General features: G+C 54.8%; 9 protein-coding genes. 7 read left to right on the forward strand and 2 right to left on the reverse strand.

Annotation, left to right across the window (positions count from 1 at the left end):
* Positions 1 to 165 precede the first annotated feature (165 nt).
* From secD to JFL75_RS20515, 5 genes are all read left to right on the forward strand, one after another.
* Positions 166 to 1,893, forward strand: a complete 1,728-nt coding sequence (gene secD / locus JFL75_RS20495; protein ID WP_215628521.1) for a protein translocase subunit SecD — start codon at positions 166 to 168, stop codon at positions 1,891 to 1,893.
* On the forward strand, positions 1,893 to 3,125 hold the full coding sequence (gene secF, locus JFL75_RS20500; RefSeq protein ID WP_215628522.1) for a protein translocase subunit SecF: 1,233 nt from the start codon (positions 1,893 to 1,895) through the stop codon (positions 3,123 to 3,125). Before secD ends, secF begins: the two co-directional genes overlap by 1 nt.
* A 73-nt stretch (positions 3,126 to 3,198) precedes the next feature.
* Positions 3,199 to 4,059 carry a 4-hydroxy-3-methylbut-2-enyl diphosphate reductase gene (gene ispH, locus JFL75_RS20505; protein WP_215628523.1) on the forward strand — a complete coding sequence of 287 codons (861 nt, stop codon included), beginning with the start codon at positions 3,199 to 3,201 and terminating at the stop codon, positions 4,057 to 4,059.
* Between the two features lie 450 nt (positions 4,060 to 4,509).
* Positions 4,510 to 7,167 (forward strand): valine--tRNA ligase, encoded by a 2,658-nt coding sequence (locus JFL75_RS20510; protein WP_215628524.1) that lies wholly within the window; start codon positions 4,510 to 4,512, stop codon positions 7,165 to 7,167.
* A 24-nt stretch (positions 7,168 to 7,191) separates the two neighbouring features.
* Positions 7,192 to 7,743 carry a hypothetical protein gene (locus tag JFL75_RS20515; RefSeq protein WP_215628525.1) on the forward strand — a complete coding sequence of 184 codons (552 nt, stop codon included), beginning with the start codon at positions 7,192 to 7,194 and terminating at the stop codon, positions 7,741 to 7,743.
* A 12-nt stretch (positions 7,744 to 7,755) separates the two neighbouring features.
* On the opposite strand, the gene JFL75_RS20520 is transcribed toward JFL75_RS20515, so the two are convergent.
* Both JFL75_RS20520 and JFL75_RS20525 read right to left on the reverse strand, forming a co-directional pair.
* Positions 7,756 to 9,021 carry a peptidase U32 family protein gene (locus tag JFL75_RS20520; RefSeq protein WP_215628526.1) on the reverse strand — a complete coding sequence of 422 codons (1,266 nt, stop codon included), beginning with the start codon at positions 9,019 to 9,021 and terminating at the stop codon, positions 7,756 to 7,758.
* Positions 9,022 to 9,114: 93 nt separating this feature from the next.
* Positions 9,115 to 11,208, reverse strand: a complete 2,094-nt coding sequence (locus JFL75_RS20525) for a methyl-accepting chemotaxis protein (protein ID WP_215628527.1) — start codon at positions 11,206 to 11,208, stop codon at positions 9,115 to 9,117.
* 197 nt (positions 11,209 to 11,405) lie between these two features.
* On the opposite strand from JFL75_RS20525, the gene gap reads away from it, so the two are divergent.
* Both gap and JFL75_RS20535 read left to right on the forward strand, forming a co-directional pair.
* Positions 11,406 to 12,476: a type I glyceraldehyde-3-phosphate dehydrogenase gene (gene gap / locus JFL75_RS20530; protein ID WP_215628528.1), complete on the forward strand. Its 1,071-nt coding sequence runs from the start codon at positions 11,406 to 11,408 to the stop codon at positions 12,474 to 12,476.
* A gap of 199 nt (positions 12,477 to 12,675) precedes the next feature.
* Positions 12,676 to 13,938, forward strand: a complete 1,263-nt coding sequence (locus JFL75_RS20535) for a phosphoglycerate kinase (RefSeq protein WP_215628529.1) — start codon at positions 12,676 to 12,678, stop codon at positions 13,936 to 13,938.
* Positions 13,939 to 13,986 lie beyond the last annotated feature (48 nt).

The raw sequence follows: 13,986 nt of genomic DNA on the forward strand, positions 1-13,986 counted from the left end.
TACTAAATAAGGATTCTCTGTCATTTTTAAATTGTTTGTATCCGGGGCAGCCCTTGCAGCGACTGCCAGGTCCTGTCCCTTTGCTGAAATCCTTAAGGTTTTGTAAAACACCCCCTGTTTTTGAACCTTAGTACGGCAGAAACCTGAAAAATTTGGAGCATAGGCATGAGTAAACGGTATCGCTTCTTCATCGTCCTAGCGGTGATTGGGGTGTGTTTTGTTTTTCTGTTTCCCACCCTGCGCTGGTATTTTATGGTTCCCAAGGAAGACCAGGCCCTGGCGCTGGCCTCCCGGGAACAGATAAAAATTTATTCCTCCCGGACAGCCCAGGCTGATCTGCAGGAACTTGTCCGGCTTGCCAGAGCCGGCGCCGATTTGCCGGATAATCTTTCCTATATGGTCGATCTTGCGAAGAACTACAATAAACGGAATAAGCAGCCCAACCCCAAACAATGGGATGCCCGCTCCGTGCTTGCGGTTTTTCCCAATGAGCGGGAAGCCCTGGATACTATTGAGAGCAAGTTCCGGGACGAGATATTAAAGCTCAAGGATCTGCAGAAGAACGCCGTTCAGCTCGGCTTGGACCTCTCCGGCGGTATGAGTATCGTGCTCCAGGCGGACATGGACGCCCTCCAGGAACGGCTCGGCCGTCCTCTGACCGACGCCGACCGGGAGGACGCGGTAAACCGGGCCTTGGAAGTCCTGAACAGCCGCATCGACCGGTTCGGCCTTACGGAACCGGTCATCCGCCGCCAGGGAACGGACCAGATTTACGTTGAAATTCCCGGCGCCGCGGACCCTGAACGGATCAATTCCATAATCATGGGCAGGGGCCGGCTGGCATTCCATATTGTCGACTCCGAAGCTACCAATGCATTTTACCAGTATTACAGCACCCATCCCACAACTACCTTTGACGGCCAGGGCAACCTGATTGACGAAAGTATAATTCCGGCGGATACGGTTATCCGCGGCGCATATACCAAGGACCGGTACGGCTTGGATGAGTTTACCGGATATGTGGCGATTAAGCGTGAAGTAGGCCTCGACGGCAACCATGTGGAGAACGCCACGGTGGACCGGGACAGTATGGACGGAAGCGTCCGGGTCAGCTTCCAGCTTGATTCTGAAGGGGGCGATATATTTTACGAGCTCACTTCCGCAAATATCGGGAAACCCCTGGCGATTGTTCTCGATGACCGGGTCAAGTCCCAGGCTACCATCCAGGGCGCGATCCGCGATTCGGTGCAGCTCAGCGGCGGCGGCATCGGAATTGACGAGGCCAACACCATCGCCATGATGCTCCGCACCGCGGCGCTTCCCGTGGAACTCGAAGTCGTAAACCAGCAGGCCATCGGCGCGTCCATGGGTGAAGATACCATCCGGCAGGGGCTGTATGCCTTGTTGGGCGGTCTTTTTGCGGTAATGGTCTTTATGCTTCTGTACTACAAAGGCGCGGGCATTAACGCGGTGATCGCCCAGGTTCTCAACATCTATCTTATGTTCAGCGTGCTGTCGGCGTTCAACTTTACCCTGACCCTTCCCAGTATCGCCGGGTTTATCCTCACCATCGGTATGGCCGTAGACGCCAACGTAATTATCTTCGAACGGATAAAGGAAGAACTTAAACTCGGCAAGGGCCGCAAGGCCGCGGTGGATGCCGGATTCAATAAGGCCTTCTGGGCCGTTATGGACTCGAATATCACCACCTTTATCGCGGCGCTCTTCCTGTCCCAGCTCGGCTCCGGACCCATCCAGGGATTCGCAGTCAGCTTGGCCATCGGTGTGTTTTCTTCGGTATTCACGGCGCTGTTTGTCTCCCGGCTTATATTTGACTTCGGGACCGATGTGCTTAAGCAGGAGAAAATCTCCATCAGCTGGAGGATCAAATAATGAAGCGTATACTTCCCTTTTCAAAGTTTTTTCTTCCCGCGGCCATTCTTTCTATTGCCCTGATCGCCGCGGGGCTTATCGGATACGTGGTTAAAGGCGGATTCAACCTCGGGGTTGACTTCCAGGCGGGTCTCATTCAGCAGGTCCAGTTCGCGCCCACGGCGTTCGGTGTTTCCTATAACGGGCTGGGCAACGCGTCGATTTCGATTGACCGGAACAGGATTGATATCATCATTTCCGGCGCCGGTGTTGAGGGTGCGACGTATTCCTTCGCCTACGCGTCCTACGGAACCATGGATGCCCTTACTTCAGCCTTATCCGCAATTAACGGCATTCAGGTCCGGAGCAATGTTCCGGGAAATGTTTCATCCCAGTGGATTATTCAAAGCGCCCAGGGCAATCCTCAGCTTGGCTCGGAACCTTATGTGGTGCATTACCTCAGCCCCAACGCGGCGCCCATAGCCATCGAGGATGTCAGAACCGCGCTCCTGCCCCTGGGTACGGTTTCGGTTCAGGTCCTGGGCCGGCCTGAGGAACGCAGGTTTATGATCCGTATGGAGGATTCCGAAATTGAAGGGTCCGGAATCGCGGCTGAACAGATTATCGCAAGCCTGGAGCGGAGCTTCGGCGCCGGTGAGGTCGCGGTTACTAAGTCGGATTACGTGGGCTCCCGTTTCTCCAAACATCTTACGGACCAGGCCGGCCTCCTTATGGGGCTGACCCTCCTGCTGATACTGGTGTACGCTTCCATCCGGTTTAAACCGAAGTTTGCCTTCGGCGCGGTCATTGCCATTGCCCACGACGCCCTCATCATGGTGGCTTTTATTGTGTGGAGCAGGATGGAATTCAACACCACCACCATCGCCGCAATCCTGACCATCCTGGGGTATTCGATAAACGATACCATCGTTATCTTTGACCGTATCCGGGAAACCACCAAGCTCTTCCCGGATGACAGTTTTGAGCATACCTTAAACCGGGCGCTTTCCGACTGTCTCGGCCGGACCGTCATAACCACGGTCACCACCATGCTGGCGGTCCTTTCGCTCTTTATATTCACCACCGGATCAATGAAGGACTTCGCGCTGGCCCTTATGATCGGTATGGTTTCCGGTGTTTATTCAACCCTGTTTATCGCTTCGGGATTCGTGAACTTCTGGGACAAACAGGCGCGGAAGCGGAATAAAAAGAAACCCGCCGGCGGCTCTGTTCCCGCTCCTACGCAGGCATAGGAGCAAAACCGCTGTATGTTCTGAATTGGGCGCCGGAGTTTTCCGGGCGCCCGTTTTTTTAGGTTGGTGTTCCATGAAAATTATCAAAGCGAAAGTTCTGGGATACTGTATGGGGGTCCGCCGGGCAGTGGAAATCGCCGGCAGAGAAGCCGCCGGCGCCGGGACCTCCGGTGTTTTTACCATTGGGCCTTTGATACACAATCCGCAGGTTCTCGAATCACTCCGGAAAAAAGGTGTGGATGTCCTTAATGAAGACCGGGTCCCAGATGATCTCGGCGGCCATACGCTTATTATCAGAGCCCACGGGATAAGCCCTGATCTGGAAACGTCCCTGCGGAACTGCGGAGCCCGGCTCGTGGATGCCACCTGCCCCAAGGTTCACGCCAGTCAGATGAAAGCCAGGTCGCTCTCCGCGGAGGGCTGCCGTATTTTCCTTGCGGGCGAACAGCACCACGGGGAAGTAATTGGGATCCAGGGTTACGCGCCGGATTGCATTGTGGTTGCTGATCCCGGAGAAGCCGGAAAAGCGGCGGAAGCGCTCCGGGCGGAAGCGCCCGATACGCGGTGCGCGCTTCTGGGGCAGACCACGATTTCCCGGGATGAATTTGAAGAAATCGGAAATACCCTGAAGGAATATTTCCCCGGAATAAAAATTATCGATACCATCTGCGGCGCAACCCGGGACCGCCAGGAAGCCCTCCGGGAACTCTGCTCCGCGGTCGACGCCGTTATAATCATCGGAGGCAAGGCGTCATCCAATACCCGCCGGCTGCTGGCCATTGCCGAAAAACTGGGAAAACCCGCCTGGCTTGCGGAAACTAAGGACGACCTTCCCCCGGATATCGGAAAATACGGAACCGTGGGCCTCAGCGCGGGCGCCTCAACCCCGGGGTACATAATTGATGAAATCGAAGAAGCCCTGAAAAAACTCTGAGCCGGATTTTCGCCGGCAGTTTTTATACCTAACGGTAGGTATAATGGATGTAAAACATTCGGACCCGCACCCGCCATTACCCGGGAACCAGCAATGGGGGTAGGACGGGATACGGACTAATGTCCGTGTTCTGTAAAGAATAGTTTATATAATCGCTTACGCGATTTGCAAATCGCCGCGCCCGTTGGATAATATACCAGTACGGGCTCTGTGAGACCGCACAGCAGTAACGGTACAGCGGGTGAGGAAGCCCGTCCGCAGGGGGAGCCGCCCTCCTGACAGGGCAGCATAGAGCCGGCTTGTCAGTCTCGGTGCTCCCCCCGCATTGAATACTTTTTTTCTATGTATTACTATTAGACATACGGTAAATCGTATAAACGCCTCCTGGGATAGTTCCGGGGGTGTGGTGTTTCGAAAATCCCGGACAACGGACCGGACCCAGGAGTACCGATGAAGGCGATAGAACTGGAAAAAGCCTACGACCCGAAAAGCTTTGAGGACCGCATTTACTCCCAGTGGAAGGAAAGCGGCGCCTTTCAGCCGGAAAAGCCGAAGGACCCAAGCGAAAAACCCTACGTAATTGTCATACCGCCTCCCAATGTAACCGGAATGCTGCACCTGGGACACGGCCTCAATATTTCCCTCCAGGATATAGTAATCCGTTTTCACCGTATGCGGGGTGAACCCACCCTCTGGGTGCCCGGGACCGACCACGCGGGAATCGCCACCCAGAACGTGGTGGAAAAAAAACTCAAGGCCAGAGGAACGAGCCGCCGCGAACTTGGGCGTGAAAAATTTTTGGAAGAAACCTGGAAGGTCAAACAGGAACACCATGAAATAATCACCCGCCAGCTGTCCCGGCTGGGAGCCAGTGTGGACTGGTCCCGGGAACGGTTTACCCTGGATGAGGGCCTTTCCCGGGCGGTGCGGGATGTGTTTGTCACCCTCTATGAACGGGATCTGCTCTACAAAGGCAACTATCTGGTGAACTGGTGTTCATCCTGCGGTACAGCCCTGTCGGATGACGAGGTTGAACACGAGGAAACCTCAGGAAAGATGTACCACATCCGGTATCCTTACGAAGACGGGACCGGGTTCGTGGAACTTGCCACCACCCGGCCGGAGACTCTCCTGGGTGATACCGCCGTGGCGGTCAATCCCGATGATGAGCGGTACAAGCATCTCATCGGCAAAACGGTTATCCTGCCCCTGGCGAACCGGCCCATCCCGGTGATCGCCGATGCTTATGTTGAAAAAGATTTCGGTACCGGGGTGGTTAAAATTACCCCCGCCCACGACCCGAATGACTGGGATGTGGGGAAACGCCACGACCTTCCGGTGATCAATATCCTTACCCCCGACGGCCGGCTCAACGATTCGGTTCCGGAAAAATACCGCGGCATGACGGTCAAAGAGGCGCGCAAGGCTGTGCTGGAGGATCTCACCGAGGCGGGGTTCTTCATCAAGGATGAGGATATTACCCACGCGGTGGGCCACTGCTACCGCTGCAACACCGTGATCGAACCCTTCCTGTCGGAGCAGTGGTTTGTGCGGATGAAGCCTCTGGCCGAAAAAGCCCTGGCCGCCTGGCGGAAGGGTGACGTCATCTTCTATCCGAAAAAATGGGAAAACACCTACCAGCACTGGCTGGAAAACATCCGGGACTGGTGCATCAGCCGCCAGCTCTGGTGGGGCCACCGTATTCCCGCCTGGTACTGTGAAACTTGCGGAAAAACCACCGTCGCCCGGGAGAATCCGGACCGCTGCGCCCACTGCGGGTCAGCGCAAATCGAGCAGGACCCGGATGTGCTGGATACCTGGTTTTCCAGCTGGCTCTGGCCTTTCAGTACCCTGGGCTGGCCTGAGGAAACCGACGATTACAAAACCTATTATCCCACCACGGCTCTGGTAACGGCCTACGATATTATTTTCTTCTGGGTTTCCCGGATGATTATGGCGGGGCTGGAATTTACCGGGCAGGTACCCTTCAGGGATATTTACATCCACGGACTGCTCCGGGACAAACAGGGCCGCAAAATGAGCAAGAGCCTCGGAAACGGCCTGGACCCTCTGGAGCTGGTGGATGAATACGGCGCCGACTCGGTCAAATTTACTCTGGCATTCATGTGTGCCCAGGGCCAGGATCTGCTGGTGGATAAGGAATCCTTCAAGCTGGGATCGAAATTCGCCAATAAAATCTGGAACGCCAGCCGCTATATACTGATGAATCTGGAAGGCCGGAACATGACGGAAAACCCTCCGCTCCTTCCGGTGGATACCTGGATTTACGGCCGCCTCAACGGCGCGGCGCGGGCCATGAACGATGCCTTAACCTCATACCGGTACAATGACGCGGCTCTGACAGCCTATGAGTATTTCTGGAACGATTTCTGCGACTGGTACGTGGAGGCCACGAAACTGTCCATGCGTTCCGGGGATGACGCGGAAAAGGACCGGGCTACCACGGTGCTCCTGGATGTGCTCGCGGAATCCCTGCGGCTTATCCACCCGCTGCTGCCCTTTGTCACCGAGGAAATTTACGAAAAACTGCCCAATACAAAGGGCCTGCTCATCACCGCCCGGTACCCGGAATACCGTGAAGACCGGACAAATCCCCGGATAGACGGTGAGTTTTCCTTTCTCCAGGAACTCATCCGCATGATCCGTACCCTCCGGAGCGAGTGCACCATCACCCCGGACAAGAAAGTCCGGGTCCTTATCCGGCTGAGCGGGGGTTTTGCCCACGGAAAATTCCTCCAGGACAATACGGATCTGGCGAAACTTCTCGCGGGAATCGGCGAACTTGAAATCACCGATGCCGGCGGGGAAGGGTTCTCCCGGCCGGAAGGTTCCATCGGCCTGGTGGGAAATGGTTTCGAAGCCTTTGTCTATATCGCCGACGCCGCGGACATGGTCTTCCTTAAGCAGAAATTTACCAAGGACCTGGAAAAGGACCGGAAATTTATGACTTCTCTCCAGTCGAAACTGGCCAATGGTAATTTTACCAGAAACGCCCCGGCAGAACTGGTGGAAGGGGAGAAGCGGAAACTTGAGGACGCCCTTAAACGGACGGAAAAACTGGAATCCTATATCAGGGATATGGCATAGGAACAGCCAGTATAAGGAGCAGCCATGACAACCGAAGAGATGCTGCGTTTAAAAGGAATGCACCTTGCCCCCTATATGCAGCTTGCCACTGCCCTGATCGGAAAGGTCAGGGAAGGGGGCGGGAACATGTTCCGGCATCAGATCGATACCATGGCGACACTCATCGATTACGGGTATATCGATTCCGTGCTGCTCAAGGCTTCGGTGGTGCATGATCTCATAGAGGATGTCCCGGATTTTAACCATAACCTGCTTATTTCAATCGATTACGAAAGTCCGGCGGTGTATGATCTCGTCCTGGAGGTCACCCGTTTTCCCGAAGAAAGCAAACCCGAATTCCTCACCCGTATCCGGGAAAGCGGTTCCTTTCACGCCAAGGTCCTGAAAGTCGCGGACCGCATCTCCAATATGATTTCCCTGGGATTTGTGATCAACACGGAATTTATAAGCCGCTATACTGAAGAAACCGTACAGTATATTCTCCCCATAGCGGAGGAAGTCGATAAGTCCATGCTGGCGGAGCTGCAGTCCCTGGTGGAATCCCGGAGAAAATACGTTTCCGTGTTCCCGGTGTAGAAAAACCGCGGCTCAGCCGGCGGTCCCGGGGCTTTCCTCCCCGTCATGGGATTGTCTCCGGATAATATACCCCGGCCGCAGGGGCGCCGCGGTCTCAAAGGTGTACAGTTTTCCGTGATCCGCTTCGGCGGCGGGCAGGCCCGCCTCATCACGGATGGTGTAGTCGTTTAATTTCAGAACGGTTATATCCGGCCCGATAAACTCCAGTTCTTCCCCGGCGATTATTTTATTTTTCGGCTCCAGCCGGAACCGGCGCGTCCCTGATTCTCCCGGGGTTTGCCCGCCGGCGCCGGCATCTTCTTCTCCGAGAAAACCAAGAAACATGTGGCTCTGGAGGTAACTCCGCAAGGTGGGCATCTCCACTTCGTCCCTGCCGAAGTAAAACCCCGTGGAAAATTCCCGGTGGCTCACCTTCAAAAGTTCCTCCCGGAAAAATGCCAGGTCCTCCGGGGACGGGCCGCTGTCTGTTTCCAGCGCGTCGAGATGCTTCCGGTACGCCCGGGTTACCACCGCGGTGTAATAGGGGGATTTTATTCTTCCCTCAATCTTAACCGAATCGACCCCGGCGTCCCTGAGTTCCCGGAGATACTCGATCATGCAGAGATCCTTGGAGGAAAGAATCGTCGTAAATCCGTCACCTTCTTCCACGGGGAAATATTCCCCCGGTCTTTTGCGCTCCTCCAGGATCCGGTATTCCCAGCGGCAGGAATGGGAGCAGTCACCCTGGTTGCCCGACCGTCCGGCCATATAGCGGCTGAGAAAACACCGTCCCGAATAGGCAAGGCACATGGCGCCGTGGACAAAACATTCAAGTTCAATCTCCGGAACGGCCCGGCGGATTTCCGCGATATCCCGCAGAGGTGTTTCCCGTCCCAGGATAATCCGGGAAAAGCCCATGTCCCGGTATATTTTCGCCGCTCCGCTGTTGATGCAGTTCGCCTGGGTGGAAAGGTGAAGCGGCACCCCGGGGAAATTTTTTTGGAGCAGCGGCACAATTCCCAGGTCCGTGACAATGAACCCGTCCAGGGGATACTGCCGGATATAATCCAGGGCGGACTCGAGCCGCCTGAGGTCTTCCTGGTGGAAATATATATTCAGCGCGCCGTACAGTTTTTTCGTTCCCTTGATTTTTTTGATTTCCGCATATTCATCACCGGAAAAATTATCCGCCTTCCGGCGGAGAGAAAAATCGAGGATCCCCGTATACGCGGCGTCGGCGCCGTAGCGGTAGGCGGTTTTTAATTTTTCCAGATTTCCCGCGGGGGCTAACAGTTCCATATCCCGCACTATACCATTGAAAAGGCAGGTTTTCATAGTGAAGCGGCGGCCCGGAGTGCGGCCGCCGCGGATGATTTTATTTCAATCCGTTGTTTATGCCTTGAACCGGCCGATGGTCCCTTCCATGCGTTCCACCAGCTCCCCGTTCTGGGACGCTACTCCGGTGATTTCCTTGGCCATGGATTCAACATCCTCCACCACCGTCGCTATCTGCTGGGAACTTTCATGGATCTGTTTTGACGCATTGGCCAGTTTTTCCATGGCGCTCACCACAACTTTGTTTCCTTCGCTCATTTCGCCGGAGCTGGACCGCACTTTGACGGTGATATCGTTCATGCTTCTGATAGCTTCCAGTATCTGCCGGGATCCTTCGTTCTGTTCGACCATGGCGGATTTTACTTCCCCTACCATGGTGTCGGTAAGATCGATCCGGCTGTGAAGTTCCTCAAAGGCCTTGGCGGAATCCGCCGAAGACTTAACCACCGCGGAGATGGTTTCCTGGATGGATTTGAGGTTTGCCCCGATGGTCCGTGACTGCTGGCTGGAAGAATCCGCCAGCCGTCTGATCTCATCGGCCACCACGGCAAATCCCTTGCCCGCGTCCCCGGCGTGGGCCGCTTCTATGGCGGCGTTCATGGCCAGCAGATTGGTCTGGGCGGCAATGGCGCCGATGGCGGTATTGGCCTCCATCAGACTCGCGGACTGTTCCGAAATCTCGGTGATCCTCGCCTGGGCCGCGTTTTGTGTTTCCAGCCCATCCTGGGAAGCGTTCAGGAGTCCCTGGAATTCCGCGGCGATCCGTTCAGTGGAGCCGGACACTGATCCGATATTGCCCACCATTTCCTCAATCGACGCGGACGCCTCCGAGATGCTGGCCGCCTGATCGGCAATCAGATCATCCAGTTTTACGATTCCCCGGGCGGTCTGGTTTACCGCGGCGGAGGAATTGTCGATATCCGAAGCCTGCTGTTCCAGTTCATGCTGAATAGTCGAAATCAGGAGTCCGATCCGTTCTATCCCGGCGCCGGCGCTGTCCACTTCCGTATTCAGTTTCTGGCCGCTGGCTTTTACTTCTCCCTGGGCTGTTTTCATATCCCGGATAATTACCGACAGTTTTTCCAGGAAAACGTTGAAGTCCCGGACTAGGTGGCCTATTTCGTCGTTCCGGCGGATATCCAGCCGTTTGGTAAGATCCGCTTCGCCTTCGGCGAGGTCCTGGAAATGGAGGGCCACTTTCTTTATCGGATTGGCGATCCATCGCCCCAGGAAAATGGAAAGAACAATGGAAACGGCCAAAGCCGCGATGATTACCGCCATGATTATTGCGGCCAGCTGGTTTTTCGTGCTGTTCAGGGCTTTCGCTGTAATAATAATTCCCATGCGCCAGTTGTAAATTTGTGACACCTCCGAGGCGAAGAGGTAGTATTCCTCTCCCTGGGCGTCGCGGTAGGTCCCGTAGGGTCTGTTGGTGCTGAAAACGTGGTTTGCCAGACTGCTCAGTCCCCGGTATCCCGCTTCGGCGTCGGCTTTGTAAATATTGAAATTCATGATCAGGTCCCGGTTCTTCGACGCGATAACCATCCCGGTGCTGTCCAGGACCCATGCCCGGCTGGTTTCTCCTATATCGATTTCATCCACCACTTCATTTAATTTGTCCAGGGAAAGCTCGAAGGCCAGGAGCGCCCGTTTGCTGCCGTCGGGATTCTTAATTGCCTCCGCCAGTATTGAAGCGGCGGTGCTGGCCCGGCGGGTCGTCAGGGGATCCGAAACGTAGCTGTCAAAACCCTGCTGGAAAATTCCCCGGTAATAGGACCGGTCCAGCACGGTAACATAGGAACCCGGGGTTGTGGTGGCCCGGCCGTCGGGCCATACGACATAGACATTTTTTATTTCATCGCCGACTTTTCCCACCAGGCCCGCGGCGTATTCCTCCAGTTCCCGGTCGGTCAGTTCATCGGTGTTTCCCAGGGTTATCGCAACCCGCAGGAGCTGCTGGAACTGCAGAATCAGGGTATCCACCTGGTCCGCCCGGGCTTCCGCGATCTGCAGGCTCGATGACCGTACCTGTTCGTTAAAGGCATGTTCCACTCTGAATTCTACAATAAAAAAGATCGCTACCAGTATGACCGCGACCATGGACGCCACAGCGGCTGTTACCCGGCCTTTTATCATGAGTACGTGTTTCAAGGGTAAAACTCCTCAATATGGTATTATTTTACAATCTTTTGTTCTATATTCAGAAATATACCACAGGACCGTAATCTTTCATACCTTTTGAGTACGTTATTCCAAGAATATGCAGCGATTCTATGGCTTTCTACATTGACTCTTTTCCATTTTTTCCATAATTTATAAATATAATTCTATCGATTATGGGGGATGCTATGAAAATTGCCATTAATGGTTTTGGCCGCATCGGCCGTCTTGTATTTCAATCCATCGTGGACCAGGGAATGCTCGGCAAAGATAAAATTGACGTGGTTGCGGTTACGGATATTTCAACCGATGCCAAATATTTTGCTTATCAGCTCAAATATGATTCAACCCAGGGCCGCATGAAAGCCGATCTTTCTTCAAAGAAAAGCGATCCTTCCCTGGCCGAGGACGATACCCTCGTGGTCAACGGCCATGAAATCAAATGCGTCATGGCGGAAAAAGAGCTGAAGAATCTCCCCTGGGGAAAACTCGGCGTGGAATACGTCATCGAATCCACCGGTATCTTTACCGGCGAAAACGCCTGGGGCCACCTGGAAGCGGGCGCCAAGAAGGTTATCATCACCGCTCCCGCCAAGAGCAAGGATGAAAACAAGCAGATCCCCATGTTCGTTATGGGCGTAAACAACGAGAAATACGATCCCGCCAAACACGATGTGGTTTCCAACGCGAGCTGCACCACCAACTGTCTGGCCCCGGTGGTCCATGTTCTTATGAAAGAAGGCATCGGGATTGAAAAGGGTCTCATGACCACCATTCACTCCTATACCGCCACCCAGAAAACCGTGGACGGTGTTTCCAAGAAAGACTGGCGGGGCGGCCGCGCCGCGGCTATCAATATCATTCCTTCCACCACCGGCGCCGCGAAAGCCGTGGGCGAAGTACTCCCCGAAACCAAGGGCAAACTCACCGGTATGTCCTTCCGGGTTCCCACCCCCACCGTATCCGTGGTGGACCTTACCTTTACCGCGGCCCGGGATACTTCAATTGAAGAAATCGACGGCCTCATGAAGAAGGCTTCGGAATCCTATCTCAAGGATATCCTCGGCTACTGCAAGGAAGAAGTGGTTTCCACCGACTTCATCCACGATCCCCGGTCGTCCATCTACGACAGCCTGGCGACCATGCAGAACAACCTTCCCGGAGAAAAACGCTTCTTCAAAGTGGTTTCCTGGTACGACAACGAATGGGGATACTCCAACCGGGTAGTGGCGCTGCTCCGCTACATGGCTTCAAAATAAGACATATACCGGACGGTTCGCGCCGTCCCCGGAAAAACGGCCTACTATAAAGGTTGAAAGGCTCCGTCCCTTATAGGCCGGGGCCTTTTTTGTCGGCTTGTCCGGTTTGCTGCCGGACAGGTCATGCAAATAGTGCAGATTTTGCTGTTCTTACGAAGGACTGCTTCAAAGTGTTAAAAAAACAAGCTGGAGGTACTGAATGATTAAGACCGTGAAGGATGTGGATCTGAAGGGAAAACGGGTTATCATGCGGGTGGATTTTAATGTGCCCATGAAAGACGGGGTAGTGCAGGATGATACCCGTATAATGGCCGCGCTGCCGACCATCAAGTATATCCTCGACCAGGGGGCTAAAAGCCTTACCCTGATGAGCCATCTCGGGGATCCCGCCAAGGATATGAAAAAGGCCAAGGAAAAGGCCGAAAAGGACGGGAAGTCCTTTGACGAGGCCGCGTATATCAAGGGTAAACACCGCATGGCCCCGGTGGCGGCGTATCTTGAGAAAAAACTGGGCAAACCCGTTATTTTCGCCGGAGAAGACGGGGATTACGGGAAAAAGGCCTTTATTGAGTCCCAGCCCGACGGCTCGGTGATCATGCTGGAAAACACCCGGTTCCATCCGGAAGAAACCAGCAAAGACGCCGCCGAACGGGATAAACTGGCCAAGGAACTGGCTTCCTACGGCGACATATTCGTCAACGACGCCTTCGGAACCGCCCACCGGGACCACGCGTCCACCGCTTCCATCGCCAAGTTCGTTCCCGTTTCGGTGGCGGGTTTCCTCATGGAAAAGGAAGTCAATTACCTGGAACCCATCGTAACCAATCCCCAGAAACCCCTGGTAGCCATTATCGGCGGCGCCAAGGTTTCCTCCAAGATCGCGGTTCTGGAAAGCCTGCTCAAAAACGCCTCCGCCCTGATCATCGGCGGCGGTATGGCGTATACCTTCCTCAAAGCCCAGGGGCATACGGTGGGTAAGTCCCTGGTTGAGGACGATCAGATCGACACGGCGAAAAGTATCCTCGCGGCGGCGGACAAAGCCGGTGCGGAGATCGTGCTTCCCGTGGACCACGTCTGCTCCGAAACCTTCGACTCTGCTGCTGCGGCGGTTCCCATTGATGGTGTGGATATCCCCGACAACCTTATGGGTATGGATGTGGGGCCCAAAACGCTGGCAAAATACAAGGACGTCCTCGCCAAGGCCAAAACCATTGTGTGGAACGGTCCTGTGGGGGTCTTTGAGTTTGAGAATTTTGCCAAAGGAACCGGCGAAGTCGCCAAAATGGTAGCGGAGGCCACCGGACGGGGCGCCGTCACCGTGGTGGGCGGCGGCGATTCCGTGGCGGCGGTCAACAAATTCGGCCTGGCTTCGAAGATGAGCCACGTGTCCACCGGCGGCGGGGCTTCCCTGGAACTGCTGGAAGGCAAAAAGCTCCCCGGTATCGAAGTCACCCGAAGCTAATTCAAATCTTAAAAAGGTTTGAATGAGTTTCTCGGAGTTTGTCTTTTA

This window comes from Breznakiella homolactica, assembly GCF_016616095.2.
In the GTDB taxonomy this organism is placed as follows: Bacteria; Spirochaetota; Spirochaetia; order Treponematales; family Breznakiellaceae; genus Breznakiella; species Breznakiella homolactica.